Source organism: Flavihumibacter sp. (assembly GCF_036676075.1).
In the GTDB taxonomy this organism is placed as follows: Bacteria; Bacteroidota; Bacteroidia; order Chitinophagales; family Chitinophagaceae; genus Flavihumibacter.
The window spans coordinates 315752-330845 of sequence record NZ_JAKFDQ010000010.1 but is presented as its reverse complement, the minus strand read 5'-3'; the positions used below and the strand labels follow the sequence as shown (position 1 = coordinate 330845).

Sequence of the window (15094 nt, the reverse complement as noted above, 5' to 3'; positions counted from 1 at the left end):
ATCCCAGATAATGATGCGTGCTGTTGTTTCTCTGATGATGATATTTTTACTTTCCACCGGTCTGGAGAGCCAGGCACAATGTTCTATCTGCACTAAAACCGCCCAACAGCTTGGTGAGAAGCCGGCAAAAGCACTGAATGGCGGAATCATTTACCTGGCCGCCACACCTCTCGCTATTCTTGGTATACTTGGTTTTCGTTGGTATAAGGCAAACCGCGATATGTTCTAGCCTTCCCTCTTTAAAGGATTTCTTCGACTTCTTGCTGCAGTTTAGTAAATTGATGGATAAACCCCAGCCCATGCGATTGTCACTGCACTGCATATTTGCAATGCCATTATTGCGCATGCAATATCCACCTCTTTCAATTTTATTATCAGCATTCCAAATTAACCAATAATGAAGTTGAAGAAAGAGCAGGAAGCAGAACTTATGCAGGTGTACAATACCTGGTGCAACAGCTACCTGAATGGCGACGTAAAAACATACGATTCGATTCTTGCTGATGATTATCATTTTGTTGGCTCTTTTGATGCTACTGCTCACCAGTTAACCGGCAAAGCTGAATTAAGAAACGTTACAAGAAAAATTGAAGAATTGGTTGGTGGGCTGATCTTAATCACTGACCTGGCTGATGCATATGTAGTAGGTGAGCCCCAATGGGTATTCTATTCGCGTTTCAGGTTTTCCTCATTGATGCAGGAAACAGAACATGGATGGCGTTTTATTTACCAGCATTTTTCCGTCCCTGATACAAAGGCAAAAGTAGGCGAAGCTTTAGGAACTGAACAGATCACAAAAGAAAACCTGGAACTTCGTGATGCCATTAAAAGAAGAACGGTTGAACTGGAACATAAAAGCCGTGAACTGGAGATTGAAGCCTCTCTCGAAAGAGTAAGGGCCGTTGCTATGGGTATGACCAAACCCGACGACCTGTTGGAAATTTGTAAACAGCATTACGCTGAGTTACAGTTACTCGGCTTCAACGAACTAAGGAATACGATGATTCATCGATTCTTTGATGACAAAAAGTATTTCATTAATTACGATTATTCTGAAGCAACCGGCGGCTCCATTTCGACAATTCCCTACCATGGCAATTCCCTCATGGAAAAATTTATAAGGGATATCCGGAAGGCTAATGATTCATTTTCGGAACTTGAAATAGCCGGTGTAGAACTAGAAGAATGGAAATCATTCAGGCAGGCCAATGGCGAGTATGATGACCCACGGCTAAATGATATCCATGCATTATACTATTATAATTATTCGGTAGGCGAAACTGGTATCGGCATATCAACTTACAGTGCTATCAGTACCGGGAAGCTATCTGTTCTCAAACGTTTCAGGAATGTTTTTGACCTTTCATACAAGCGATATATTGATATCACAAAAGCAGAAGCACAGGCAAGAGAAGCGCAGGTGCAATTGGCTTTGGAAAGAGTGCGGGCAGGAAGCATGGCCATGCATAAAAGTGAAGAACTTGCGGATCTCTCTCTCGAATTAGTAAAGCAGGTACAGGAATTGGGGGTGCCAACCTGGTTTTGTGCATTTAATATAAATGATGAAGACCCCAATAGCTCTGTGGAATGGGGGAGTAATGGCAAGGGTACGTTTCCTCAATACAGAACGCCAAGAGAAGGGGTATTTCTTCGTTATTACGAAGCAGGGAAAAAGGGGGAAACGTTTTTGATCAATGAGATCGGCGAAGATGAATGTCCCGCTCATTACAAATACTTATGTAGTTTACCAGGGGTGGGTGATCAGCTCCTCCAAATGAAGGATGCAGGCATCCCATTTCCCGCCTCGCAGATAGACCATGTGGCCTTTTTCAGGTATGGCTACCTGCTCTTTATAACTTATAAACCAGCTCCTGAAGCCCACGATATCTTCATGCGGTTTGCAAAAGTATTTGAACAGACCTATACGAGATTTCTGGACCTGAAAAAAGCAGAAGCACAGGCAAGGGAAGCGCAGATAGAATCGGCATTGGAAAGGGTCAGGAGCCGTGCGATGGCTATGCATAATTCAGAAGAATTATCTGCACTTATAGGAACTGTATTCACCGAGTTAACGAAGCTTGAACTGGTTCTTACACGATGTCTGATTATGATCTTCAACGAAGAAACCAATGATTCAAAATGGTGGATGGCTAATTCAGAAGATCCGGAAAATCCGATGGGATTATATATAAAACAACATGATCATCCACCCATAACTGCATATTTTAAGGCATGGAGAGATAAAAAGTTAAAATGGAATTATGTTTTGGAAGGGCAAATAAAAAAAGAATGGGATGATTTTATTTTTTCAGAAACTGAATTATCCCAGCTGCCAGGTTTTGTACAGGAAGGTATGAGAGCCCCAGACAGGATAAATTTGAATGTGTCTTTTAATAATTTTGGATGTATCACTTTAGCAAGCATGGATCCCTTGCCCGACGAGCATTTTGATATCATGCTCCGCTTTTCAAAGGTTTTTGATCAAACCTATACTCGTTTCAATGATTTAAAGCAGGCAGAAGCGCAAGCGAAAGAAGCAATGCTTGAAGCAGCCCTGGAAAGGGTTAGAGCAAAAACCATGGGCATGCAGAGAAGTGATGAACTCCAGGATGCGGCATTGCTTTTATTCCAACAGATTCAGGAGCTCGGCATACCCCCTTTTTCCTGCGGCTTTAATATCTGGGATGAAGAGAGAAACACAGCTACAGCCTGGATGGGTTCGGTGAAAGGTCTTCAGCCACCCTTCAGGACCGACAGTTCAAAAGATATATACCTTCCAATTTATGAAGCAGCGCAAAAAGGAGAATCATTACTTGTAATTGAGCAGCAGGGAAAGGGTTTGGAAACTCACTACCAATACCTTGCATCTATACCCGTTTTCAGAGATACTATTTTGCCGGACCTAAAGCAAGCCGGTTTTTCATTGCCAACTTTTCAGATCATTCACTGTGCATTTTTTTCGCAGGGCTACCTGATGTTCATAACCTATGAATCCTGCCCATACGCTTACGACATTTTTGTACGCTTCGCCAAAGTATTTGAACAGACCTATACCAGGTTCCTCGACCTTCAAAAAGCTGAAGCACAGGCTTTGCGGGCAGAGCAGGATCTGATAGAAATCAAAGTAGCCAGGAAAAAGGCGGAAGAAGCATTAATAGAATTGCAGGAAACACAAAAACAACTGATACAAAGTGAGAAAATGGCCTCCCTCGGTGAACTCACCGCAGGTATCGCCCATGAAATTCAAAACCCGCTAAATTTTGTCAATAATTTTTCTGATGTAAGTACTGAACTGATTGACGAAATGATGGAAGAAGTGGCTAAGGGAAATTTTGAAGAGGTCAAAGCCCTGGCAGATGATGTAAAGCAGAACCTGGTAAAAATTAGTCATCATGGTAAACGAGCCGATGGCATCGTAAAAGGCATGTTACAGCATAGCCGCAGCAGCAGCGGACAAAGGGAGCCAACAAACATTAATGCCTTGGCTGATGAATATCTGCGATTAGCTTATCATGGGTTAAGGGCAAAGGACAAGAGTTTCAATGCATTGCTGAAAACAGCTTATGATGAAACAATCAGCAACATCAATGTGATTCCACAGGATATAGGTAGGGTGATTCTGAATTTAATAACCAATGCGTTTTATGCGGTTAATGAAAAGAAAAATCAAACCGGAGATGGATATGAACCAACTGTTTCAATTAGCACCCAAAAGTTAGGCTCTAATGTAGAAGTGACCGTAATGGACAATGGCAACGGCATCCCGAATAAAATATTGGATAAAATCTTCCAACCCTTTTTTACCACCAAACCCACCGGACAGGGTACGGGATTAGGTTTGAGCTTGAGCTATGATATAATAAAAGCTCATGGGGGAGAGTTGCAGGTGAAAACAAAAGAAGGAGAAGGGTCCGAATTTATCATTCAACTACCTTCAACAGCCTGGAATTGAAAGAATGAAAGGGGATGTTGTTAAAAAAAGCAAAATCGCCCGTAGTTTTGAACTTTTTGTGGGCTTCCCTGTTTTATCGGAACACTTAAATGCCTGTTCAAAGGATCAGGCTTCAGCAATTAACTCTCTTTCACATAACGGAAACCAAAAATGGCAAATGATCAGGCTGAGAAGGACCTAAAGCGTCCTTTACAACGTTTATTGCAGGTACTTAACCTGGAAAGGAAGGAAATAGGATCTATTTATTTTTATGCGATACTCGCCGGGCTTTTGCAATTAGCCGTTCCGTTAGGTGTGCAGGCCATCATCAATTTTGTGCTTGCCGGCCGGATGTCTACCTCAATTATTGTTCTGATAGTTCTGGTAGTGATAAGTGTATTTCTGACCGGATTACTTCAGGTGAACCAGATGAAAATCATTGAGAAGATCCAGCAGCGAATTTTTACCCGTTACTCTTTTGAATTTGCCTGGCGAATTCCACGCCTTGATCTTAAAAGGATCGATCAATACTACCTCCCTGAATTTGTAAACCGCTTCTTTGATACCATCAACCTTGAAAAAAGTTTAAGCCGGATTCTGCTCGATATTCCGGCGGCCATGATCCAAGTGATCTTTGGTTTGATCCTGCTTTCACTTTATGCCAATGTTTTTATCATTTTCAGTTTACTCGTGTTACTTATATTATTTATAATAATTCGTGTAACATACGCAAGGGGACTTTCCACAAGCCTCGATGAAAGTGAATATAAATATGCTGTTGCGGGATGGCTTGAAGAAATAGCAAGAGTTTTAAAATCTTTCCAGTTTTCACGTGGTTCATCTTTACCGGTTGATAAAACTGATGATCTGGTTACGGGATATTTACACGCCCGCACAAGTCACTTTCGCATTTTGCTGATGCAGTACTGGTCCCTTATTGGGTTTAAAATTATTATTACAGCAGGTATGCTCATTGTGGGAGCATTTCTGTTGGTAAGTAATGAAATTAACGTAGGTCAGTTTGCAGCAGCGGAGATCGTTATATTGTTAGTGCTGGCATCCGTTGAAAAACTTATCCGTAGCCTCGATAAGATCTACGATATCCTCACAAGCGTTGAGAAATTAGGTAAGGTGATTGATAAGCCATTGGAAGCAGAGGGTTCACTAAGCCCCGATGAACTACAACAGGGCATGTCAGTTTCCGCTAGCGATCTCAGTTTCAGTTATAACGACGAGACTTCTATTTTGCAACAGGTTTCTTTTGATATACGTTCAGGTGAGAAGGTCTGTATTACAGGTGGGGATGGTTCCGGCAAATCAACTATACTGAAATTATTGACCGGAGCCTACACCGATTTTCGTGGAAGAATAAGCATCAACAATATTCCGATCGGTAATTACAATCCAGCCCTCTTGCGGGCAGAAACAGGAATTCTATTTCATCAGCAAGACATATTCCAGGGTACCCTTTATGAGAATATTACCCTGGGAGATACTGCAGTTACTACATCCGAAATCACAGTACTGGCAGCCCAACTAGGAATAAGTGATTTTATCTCCTCATTAAAAAAGGGTTACGATACACCCATTGATGCGGCAGGAAAGCGATTGTCAAGTGCCGTTATCCGAAAAGTACTCTTATTGAGAGCACTCATATCTAATCCAAAATTATTATTGCTTGAGGAGCCGTGGCTGGGGTTTGATGCAGAAAGCAAAGCAAAAGTTGAGAACTATTTACTTCACCAGATCCCTGGCACCACGGTAATCGTTATCAGCAATGATGAAGATTTTGCCAGTAAATGTGATCAGGTACTTGCCATGCAGGATGGAACAATTATTAAGAAAGCAACACCATAATTATAACCAGTTATAAAAGCAAAATATGGCCTTTCAATTATTAACTCCTGATATACAATCCAAGGTTGGAAAGCCCTTACAATCCTTTGGAAAAATTTACCGGCAAAACAAGGTGAGTAATATCCGCCTATATTTTTTTCTTATTGTCTTAATTGTGATCATAATCTTGTTTCTGCCATGGACGCAAAATATCCGCAGTACTGGAGCGGTTACAACATTAAGACAGGAACAACGACCACAACAGATTAACAATATTATCGGTGGACGTATTGTAAAATGGTGGGTGAAGGAGGGCGACTTTGTTAATAAGGGGGATACTATTGTGCAGCTGGCAGAGATAAAGGATGATTACCTCGATCCGAATCTTTTGCAGCGTACCGAACAGCAATTATCTGCAGAGCGAATGACCATTGATTTTTATGAAGGGAAAGTAAAAAGCACTGATCAGCAGATTAATGCACTCGAGAATGAAAGGGAGTTGAAATTGAATTCAATTGATAATAAGATAATCCAGACCAACCGCAAAGTACAGAGTGATAGTATGAAAGTTAGCGCGGCAATGAATGAAATGAATGTAGCCGACCGCCAACTGGAGGGTGCTGTTAAAATGTATGAGCAGGGGGTTATTCCATTAACTGAGTTTGAACGAAGGAAAGTGATGCACCAGAATGTGAATGCGAAAATGATTGGCGCCCAAAACGATTTCAATAACAGCAAACAGGATCTGCTCATTTTACAATTGGAGCGTAGCGCAGCAATTCAGGAATATGCGGAGAAGATCGCAAAGGCTTCAGGTGATCGGTTTCAATCCCAATCTCAAATTTCCAGTGGTCAGGGAAAAGTGGCGAAGTTGCAAAATCAATATGATAATTACAGGATACGGAACGGACAGTATTATGTACTTGCACCGCAGGATGGACAGGTAATTAAGGCAATGAAAGCGGGTATAAATGAAATGCTGAAGGAAGGTGATATGATTGTTGAAATAGTTCCTAAAAATTATCAACTGGCAGTAGAGGTGTGGGTAAAGCCAATGGATCTGCAACTACTTAACCTTGGACAAAAAACACGGTTTATGTTCGATGGATTTCCGGCAATCATCTTCAGTGGTTGGCCCGAGGCTTCCTATGGAACCTATGGTGGTGAAATTGTAGCCATTGAATCGAATCTCAGCGACAATGGTATGTTTCGCGTTTTGGTTGCAGAAGATAAAAATGAGAGACCGTGGCCCGCAAATATGAAACTGGGAACGGGTGCTGTAAACTTTACACTCTTGAAAGACGTATCGGTATGGTATGAATTATGGCGGCAGATCAATGGCTTTCCACCAGATTATTATCGCCCTCAAACAGCATCAACCGTAAAAGAGGGGAAAGAAAAATAATTATTGATGATTAAGGATGTAGCATATATTTTGAAGCGTGGATTTTTGAGTTTGTTCATTTTTTGCGCAACTGCAGGCAGTCTCCTGCACGCGCAGGATTCATTGCGTGTATTGTCGGAAGAGGATTTTATCAATATGGTGAAAGAGCATCACCCCGTTGCAAAGCAAGCCGGCCTTTTGGTGGATGCTGCAAGAGCGCAACTTGTTGCTATACGAGGAGAATTTGATCCGCAGGTATTTATAAGCAATGACCAGAAAACATTTGATGGAAAAAACTATTACAATTATTCCAATGCAGAGCTTGGCGTACCTACCTGGTTTGGTGTAGAACTATATGCCGGCCTTGAAAATAATATTGGGGATTTTACTAATCCTGAAGTATCGCTTAGTCGTACTAGTTATGCCGGTATCAGTTTACCATTATTAAAAGACCTGGTATTGGATAAACGACGCGCAGCTCTTGAGAAGGGCAAACTTTTTACCCAGCAATCAGCGTTTGAACGACGCGTTTGGATCAACGATCTTTTATTGGATGCCTATAAAGCCTATTGGGGCTGGGCAAGGGATTACCAGCTGCTTGCGGTACTTGACACCACTATTTTATTGAATGAAGCCAGGTACGAGCTGGTGCGTATTTCATTTCAACAGGGCGACCGTGCAGCTGTTGATACCACGGAAGCACTCGTGCAATTGCAGGCCTTTCAGCAACAACGGGAAGAAGCATGGTTGAAATTCAGGAAATCAACATTGGAATTATCAACATTCTTATGGATGGAAGATGATAAGCCCGTATACCTGAACGAGATGGTTATTCCCGATACCTTATGGTCAAAGCAACCCATTTCAAAGTATGAAGTTGATCAACTCAATAACTGGATCACAGAAGCGCTTACTGAGCATCCTAAGTTGCAGGAAATCAATTTTAAATTACAGTCCCTCGAAGTTGAACGTAGATTGAAATTTCAAAGCCTTCTCCCAAAAGTTGACCTGAAGTACAATTTTCTGCAAAAGGGATATAATGTGACCAATTCCTTTAAGGCTAACCTATTTGAGAATAATTACAAGTTTGGGATAAATGCGATTATCCCCATTCCCAACCGAAGTGGAATCGGTAATTACCGTGCTGCAAAAATTAAGATTAAATCCACCGAACTTGATCGCAGCTTCACAGAACTGAATCTGGAGAATAAGATCCGGTTTCATTATAGTGAAGTGCTCAACCTGCAAAAGCAAATAGCCATTTACGAAGATGCTTACCGCAACTACTTACGCCTTTTTGAAGCTGAGCAACTCAAATTCTCATTTGGGGAAACAACCTTGTTTTTGCTTAACTCCCGCGAAACCAAAGTGTTAGAAGCAAAGCAGAAATTACTGGAATTGAAAGTGAAGTTTTACCAGGCCTTTGCTGCACTGAATTGGGCAGCGGGTGGATTGCAGTAATGCGAGGCCACATGGGGACCGGATGGAGATAAAGAGGCGACCAGGAGGCGACCACTATTGGTCTATGTAAAAGCTTAATGCCTTCTTTAGCGGTCGAATAGCGGTGTGCATTAATGGAACTGCATCACAAATTTGTATAGATTAAAAGCGTTCTTTTCCTGGAGTTCCTCAATTGCCTCCTTAAGCCGCTGCTTATTGATATCCTTCATCCGGTTGCGCTCAATCAGGTGGTATGCCCTTTCAGCAAGTAACCAGGCTTTTCTATCGGTTTGCTCATGGTGAAGTAAAACGGCCTCAATTGCTTCCAGCACGTCCTCCGTTCCTTTCTTTTCGGAAGCAATGGTTTTGATCACCACCACTTCATTTTTATGACGGCTGAATGTGGGCGCCAGCATGCTGCGAAGGTTTCGGACAAATTGATCGGCATCGGGGCGGTCTGCCTTATTTACAACAAACAGATCTGCGATCTCCATCAATCCCGCCTTCATGGTTTGGATCTCATCCCCCGCTTCGGGTACAAGGATTACTGCTGTAACATCCGCCAGACCAACGATCTCCACCTCACTTTGGCCCACCCCAACCGTCTCCACAATTATGTAATCAAAGGGTGCCACTTTAAGCAATTCAGTGATCTCAATGATATGTGGGTGCAATCCCCCCAAAGAACCACGGGTGGCAAGTGAACGGATAAAAACGGAGGGGTGGTTGTACCAATCGCTCATGCGTATGCGATCACCCAGCAACGCTCCCAAATTGAATGGAGAAGAAGGATCCACGCAGAGAACGGCAACTTTTTTACCCGCATTCACCATTATGCTGATGAGGGCATCAACCAGGGTGCTTTTCCCTGCACCGGGTGGACCGGTAATTCCTATGACCGGGGTGTTGAAATGAGGCAGCGATTGCATAAGTTCCTCATAACCAGGCACCTCGTTTTCAATAAGCGATATGCTTCTCGCGATGCTTTTCACATCTCCATCCATTATCCCTTTCATGATTGCTGGCCACATAATTGCCGTTAAGTTAAGATGATGCGGTCAATTGCCGGAACAATGCAAGGTATTGTTCTGTACAGTGGGAGATGCCATGATTTTCAAGCAGGTAATCATAAGCCTTTTCCGTCATTTTCAGATGCTCCTCATTTCTGTCAAGCAGGTTGTTCATGCCATTAGCCAAACAGGCAGCATCACCTGTTTCGCAGAGAAGCCCACGGCCATTACCCAACAGATTCTTCAGTCCCCCGGCTGCCGTTGCAACCACTGGTATCCGGTGATAAAATGCATCGAGCACGCTGCTACCCAGGCCTTCTTCCAAAGAACTCATCACGAAAACATGCATAACGGGGTAGATCTGCTCAATATGTTCGAGGTGGCCTGGGGTAAAATAAACCCCCGCTAATCCTTCCGACTGAACTTTATTCATGACCTTTTCCCTCAACACGCCATCCCCAAAATGAAGGAAAATAAAATCCTGTCTTTTTTCATAGAGCCGCTTTACAGAATCTACAAGAGTGAAGGGATCTTTTTCAGAGGTCATGGCGGCGGCAGTTCCAATAACCTTCCTATTACCGATATTGAATTCTTCTCTCAGCGCCGCAATTTTTCGTTCATCCCCGGGAGTTGGAAGAAATGCACTGGGAATTACCTGCACATTTTTCACGCCAAAAGTCAGGAGTGTTTCGCGGATGGCATCACTTACTCCCACCACAGCGTCCGTCTTCCTGTATTTCCAGGCGGTTAGCGCGCCTTTGGGTTTAAAATTGACCCGACGGCTAAGTACCACTGGACGGTTGTGGATTTTTTTTGTAAGGATACACCAGGTGAGTTCCTTACTTCCCTGGCAATGGATGATGTCATAGGAAGAGCCATAGGCCGATAGCCATCTGGCCATGGCCATACTGCCGGTAACCAGTGCGGTTGGAATTTGCTGCAGGTGGCAATGATCAGCCAGTTGCCCGCCCTTACTGCACAATACCGTCACCTCATGGCCCTTATCGAGCAATGATTTTGAGGTGTAGAAAGTTTGCCTTTCACCACCCCTCCACGAACGGGCCAGGTTTATCTCGAGAATTTTCATGCTGTATGATTAAGGTGTCTGACACATGTCAGACACCTATTAGGTGAGCCGGTAATTCCGAAAAGCAAACAATCGACGGCCGGTCAGTTTTTCAAAGGCATATAGCACCCGGTTCTTCAGGGTCATCCTGTTACGGCTCAGGTCGAACTGCATATCCCAGTTCCTCGTTGCCAGCCGTTCTTTCATTACCGCAGGGTGTGTGCCGGTAAATCGCTTCAATGAATCATAATCATTTACATCAAACACTTCAACCGGTGAAACAGCCCGCTCTTTTCTTTCCTGCCATAGCTCCAGTGCACTGCGAACTTTTTCTTTCATCTGCTCAGCACTCTTCACCCATCCATAATGATATACCCAGGCGTGAGCAGGTTTTACCCTGATCTTTTCTCCGTTCCGTCTAAAACCCTGGGCATCGCGGTAGGCGCGGATCGATTTATCATTGCGGATCAGCCTCACCTCTTTATCATACCATTTTCGGCTGTCGCCCACATAGTCATAGGTGCCATAAAAATGAAGGTAATTGAAGAGCAGTCCATCCACCCGACGGTCAGCCAGGTGCCGTTTGGCGGCTTCCAGAATGGAGGCGTGGTATTTTTCATGGATGCATTCATCGCCCTGGATATAGAATGCCCAGTCGCTGTCAGCACCCACCAGGTCAAAGGCTTTATTGGTTTCATCGGCCAGTACGAAACCACCTTTCTGGAGGCTCTTATCCCAAACAGAATGGTGAATGCGGATCTTATCTGAATTGATAGAGCGGATCAGGGCTTCGGTATCATCTGTGCTGTCGCCTACCAGAACAATCATTTCATCTACTATCGGTAAGATCGAGCGGATGGCTTCTACAATCGGGTAATCGTTGATGACCGCATTTTTGATGATAGTAAATCCGGTAATTTTCATAAACTTTATTGTGGCGAAAATAGTTACCTGTTATAAGGCGAAGATAAGCCCAACCGTGAATGCTGATCCATGACAAATTTCATTCCTATATTCCCCCTGGCCATCGTTGTTTATCCCGGAGAGCAACTGAACCTCCACATCTTTGAACCGCGCTACAAGCAGCTTATCAACGAATGTGTTGATGGCAAAAAGTTTTTCGGGATACCCACAGTAATAGAAAAGAAAGTTCAGGAGATGGGTACGCTGATGCGGGTAACAGAAGTGACCAAGACCTATGAATCGGGCGAAATGGATATCCGCACAGAAGGGGTGAAGGTATTCCGCATCCTCGAGCAGGTGAAGGATATCCCTGACAAACTCTACACGGGTGCCATTGTCAATTACCCGCCTAATATCGGGGGCAAGGGCAAGCGGCCGCTGATGGAGATGGTGGTGGCGGGCATCCGCGAATTGCACCGCCTGCTTGAGGTCAGAAAGGATTTTAAGAAGCCCGATGACCAGTTGATCAGTTACGATGTGGCACATCATGCCGGACTTTCAATTGAGGAGGAATATGAGTTGCTGGGATTACTCCATGAGCTCCAGCGGCAGGAATATCTTAAGCGACACCTTGCAAAAGTATTACCGGTGATTGCCGAGATGGAACAGCTTAAGGAAAAAGTGAAGCTCAACGGCCATTTTAAAAACCTATCTTCGCTCGATTTAGATGTGTAAACCAAATGGCTGCAATCACGCTCTGTTTTGATTTTGGCAATACACGCCAGAAATATGCTGTATTTAAGGGGGCCGATATGCAGGAAGTTATCCTGCTGGAAAATACCGGAGCGGAAGCTATCCGGCAGGCATTAGCGCTTTTCCAGCCAGAGAGAACTATTCTGTCGTCTGTAATGGACCATGATCCGCAGGTTGAAGTGGAATTGGAAGGAGGTTCGAAGTTTCATAAACTCAGCCACCTTACCCAGCTTCCGTTCACAACGCCGGTTGGAAAGCCAGCTACTATCGGGGCCGACAGGCTTGCCATCGTGGCTGCTGCCGTGAATCTTTTTCCGCAGCGGAACAACCTGGCAATAGCATTGGGAACGGCCATCACTTACAATTTCGTGAACCGTAACCATGAATTCCTGGGTGGGGGAATATCACCGGGTATGGATATGCGTTTCCGCAGCCTGAGCGACTATACGGCAAAGTTGCCACTGGTTAAAGAAGACTGGAATTTCCCCCTGGTGGGCTATGATACTGTCACGAATATTACCAGCGGAGTGATCCTCGGGATGGCTAAGGAAATTGACGGATTCATAGATGCCTACAAAGAAAGGTATGGGAACTTTAACGTGCTGTTAACCGGGGGTAATTCGGGCTATTTTGTGCCGCATCTAAAAAACAAGATATTTGCCGACCAGAATTTAATATTTAAAGGACTGTATGCGATCAGTGAGTGTAATTAAAAGACCAATTTCCCAGCTGTTTATGACTGTTTTGCTGTTAAGCGGACTGGTGGCGGATGCCCAGGAAAATTCGCCCTATTCACGTTACGGCTGGGGTAACCTGGTTCCAGGCACTCCTGTTGCCACAAGAGGAATGGGCGGTATCACTACCGGCTTCGTGGATTATGACCCCCGTTTTGACCTAAAACTTCGTTACCCGAAGCCACAGACCCTGAACACTTTCAATCCCGCCAGTTATGGCAAACTCAGGATCACCTCCTTCGATCTTGGGTTTCAGGTAGATAACCAAAGTTTGCGCCAGCAGAACCGGACCGATAAGTATAAAGCCAGTTTCGCCAATATCTCCTATGTTCAGTTGGGTATCCCCCTGAGCAGGAAGAATAATTTTGGGATGGTACTGGGGCTAAGGCCGGTTAGCAGGATAAATTATAAGATTACATCATCAGGCCGTGAATTCAATCCGGAAACAGGAAATCCCATTGATTCCACCCTTACCCTCAATGAAGGTACCGGCGGTTCTTACCAGGCATTTGCCGGTTTGGGAAAAGGCTTTGGCAATTTCAGCATAGGAGCTAATGTGGGATACCATTTCGGAACAAAAGATATCAGCACCAGGAAAAGCTTCCTCAATGATTCAGTCCTTTACCGGAAAGGGAACTACCAGACCAAGATCAATTTCGGCGGTGTATTCCTGAACGGAGGCGTTCAGTACATTGCTAAGCTCGACAAAAAAACAAGGTTGGTTTTGGGTGCCACGGGAACCCTGAAACAGGATTTTAACGCCACCCGCGATATCACCAATGAAACTTTTGAATACGATGGATCGGGCGGAACCTTCCCCATTGACAGTGTTTATAAAGAAGCTGATGTTGCAGGTAAGGTTAGTTTTCCCGCAACTTATTCTGTAGGTTTCACACTCGATCGCCAGGACAAATGGATGATAGGAGCCGAGTATACTACCACGGCCTGGGATGATTTCAGGATCTATGGTGAGAAAGACTCTGTGGTTTCCAATAGCATGATCAGGATAGGCGGACAATTAACGCCCAATCCTTTTGGCGCTAATTACTGGGGAAGGGTAACCTACCGGGCAGGTTTCAATTTTGGAACTGATTATATTAAAGTGCGTGATGAAGACCTGAATCAATATACAGTAACTGCTGGTTTTGGATTTCCGGTAAGGCCAAACCGTTTCAGTGAGCAGTATACCAATCTTAATCTCGCCCTTGAATATGGAAGAAGGGGAAACACATCCACTTATCTCCAGGAGAATACATTCAGGATATCATTAGGCTTCACCCTGAGTGACCTCTGGTTCGTGAAGCGTAAATATGATTAAGAACCTCTTTTATATCTTGTGCTGCCTTTTTTTCGTCGCCTGTGAAAACAGCGAAGAAGAGATCAATGCCCTAACCACCAAGCGCATTGCGGTGGAAGAGGCAAAATTCATTGAGAGTTATCTCAGCCAGGGGGGAAAGATGCGTGCGCGGCTAACCGCCCCTGTTATGAACCGCTACCAGACCGACAGTCCATACATCGAATTTCCCAATACGCTCCATGTTGATTTTTTTAAGGACAGTCTGCTTAAGGTGGAAAGCCAGCTGGATGCAAAATATGGTCGTTATAAAGAAAGTGATAACAAGGTTTTCCTGCGAGATAGTGTTATCGTTTTTAACGACAAGAAGGATACTTTGAAGTGCCAGGAGTTATGGTGGGACCAGAACCTGGAAAAATTCTATACAGATAAGCCGGTCCAGATCCATCAGCCCGATAAGATCATTTTTGGAACTGGCCTGGAAGCCGACCAGTCTTTTACCTGGTGGGTGATAACCCAGGTAACAGGAGAGTTGCTGGTGCCGAAGGGAGGATTTGCCACTACGCCGGTTATTGACTCATCAATGATAGCCCCCGGAGATGGTGAGGTTGACAGTCTTCAACTCAATGTTCCGCAACCCCCGCTGCGCCCGGTTCCCAGGATGCGGTCACCGGTTGATTCGGCTCGTGAAGCCCAACGGCGGGCAAGGGATAGTGCTAAGCAAAAGTGATCAGGGTCACCAA

General features: G+C 44.3%; 12 protein-coding genes. 9 read left to right on the top strand and 3 right to left on the bottom strand.

What is annotated here, in order from left to right; all coding sequences use genetic code 11:
- Positions 1 to 10 precede the first annotated feature (10 nt).
- The 5 genes from V6M43_RS13025 (at position 11) to V6M43_RS13005 (ending at position 8612) form a co-directional block, all read left to right on the top strand.
- Entirely contained in the window at positions 11 to 229 is a 219-nt protein-coding gene (locus V6M43_RS13025) for a hypothetical protein (RefSeq protein WP_332735920.1), read from the top strand.
- Positions 230 to 397: 168 nt separating this feature from the next.
- On the top strand, positions 398 to 3952 hold the full coding sequence (locus V6M43_RS13020) for an ATP-binding protein (protein WP_332735918.1): 3555 nt from the start codon (positions 398 to 400) through the stop codon (positions 3950 to 3952).
- A gap of 150 nt (positions 3953 to 4102) precedes the next feature.
- On the top strand, positions 4103 to 5788 hold the full coding sequence (locus V6M43_RS13015) for a peptidase domain-containing ABC transporter (RefSeq protein ID WP_332735916.1): 1686 nt from the start codon (positions 4103 to 4105) through the stop codon (positions 5786 to 5788).
- 25 nt (positions 5789 to 5813) lie between these two features.
- Positions 5814 to 7172 (top strand): HlyD family secretion protein, encoded by a 1359-nt coding sequence (locus tag V6M43_RS13010; RefSeq protein ID WP_332735914.1) that lies wholly within the window; start codon positions 5814 to 5816, stop codon positions 7170 to 7172.
- Positions 7173 to 7178: 6 nt separating this feature from the next.
- Positions 7179 to 8612: a TolC family protein gene (locus V6M43_RS13005; RefSeq protein ID WP_332735912.1), complete on the top strand. Its 1434-nt coding sequence runs from the start codon at positions 7179 to 7181 to the stop codon at positions 8610 to 8612.
- A gap of 110 nt (positions 8613 to 8722) precedes the next feature.
- Here V6M43_RS13005 and meaB read toward each other — a convergent pair whose 3' ends face one another.
- Genes meaB through V6M43_RS12990 form a run of 3 tightly spaced genes read right to left on the bottom strand, consistent with a single transcriptional unit; the run spans position 8723 to position 11591 of the window.
- Entirely contained in the window at positions 8723 to 9622 is a 900-nt protein-coding gene (meaB, locus tag V6M43_RS13000; RefSeq protein WP_332735910.1) for a methylmalonyl Co-A mutase-associated GTPase MeaB, read from the bottom strand.
- Positions 9623 to 9635: 13 nt separating this feature from the next.
- Positions 9636 to 10688, bottom strand: a complete 1053-nt coding sequence (locus V6M43_RS12995) for a glycosyltransferase family 4 protein (RefSeq protein ID WP_332735908.1) — start codon at positions 10686 to 10688, stop codon at positions 9636 to 9638.
- Positions 10689 to 10727: 39 nt separating this feature from the next.
- A complete protein-coding gene (locus V6M43_RS12990) occupies positions 10728 to 11591 on the bottom strand; it encodes a glycosyltransferase family 2 protein (protein WP_332735905.1) in 864 nt (287 codons plus the stop codon).
- A 69-nt stretch (positions 11592 to 11660) separates the two neighbouring features.
- Here V6M43_RS12990 and V6M43_RS12985 point away from each other — a divergent pair, with 69 nt between their 5' ends.
- From V6M43_RS12985 to lptC, 4 genes are read left to right on the top strand one after another with little or no spacing between them, the layout of a single operon-like run.
- A complete protein-coding gene (locus tag V6M43_RS12985; RefSeq protein WP_332735903.1) occupies positions 11661 to 12305 on the top strand; it encodes an LON peptidase substrate-binding domain-containing protein in 645 nt (214 codons plus the stop codon).
- 5 nt (positions 12306 to 12310) lie between these two features.
- Positions 12311 to 13036, top strand: coding sequence for a type III pantothenate kinase (locus tag V6M43_RS12980; RefSeq protein WP_332735900.1), 726 nt, complete (start codon positions 12311 to 12313; stop codon positions 13034 to 13036).
- Between the two features lie 22 nt (positions 13037 to 13058).
- Positions 13059 to 14375 (top strand): hypothetical protein, encoded by a 1317-nt coding sequence (locus tag V6M43_RS12975; RefSeq protein WP_332735898.1) that lies wholly within the window; start codon positions 13059 to 13061, stop codon positions 14373 to 14375.
- Positions 14368 to 15081 (top strand): LPS export ABC transporter periplasmic protein LptC, encoded by a 714-nt coding sequence (lptC, locus tag V6M43_RS12970; RefSeq protein WP_332735896.1) that lies wholly within the window; start codon positions 14368 to 14370, stop codon positions 15079 to 15081. Before V6M43_RS12975 ends, lptC begins: the two co-directional genes overlap by 8 nt.
- Positions 15082 to 15094: the final 13 nt, after the last annotated feature.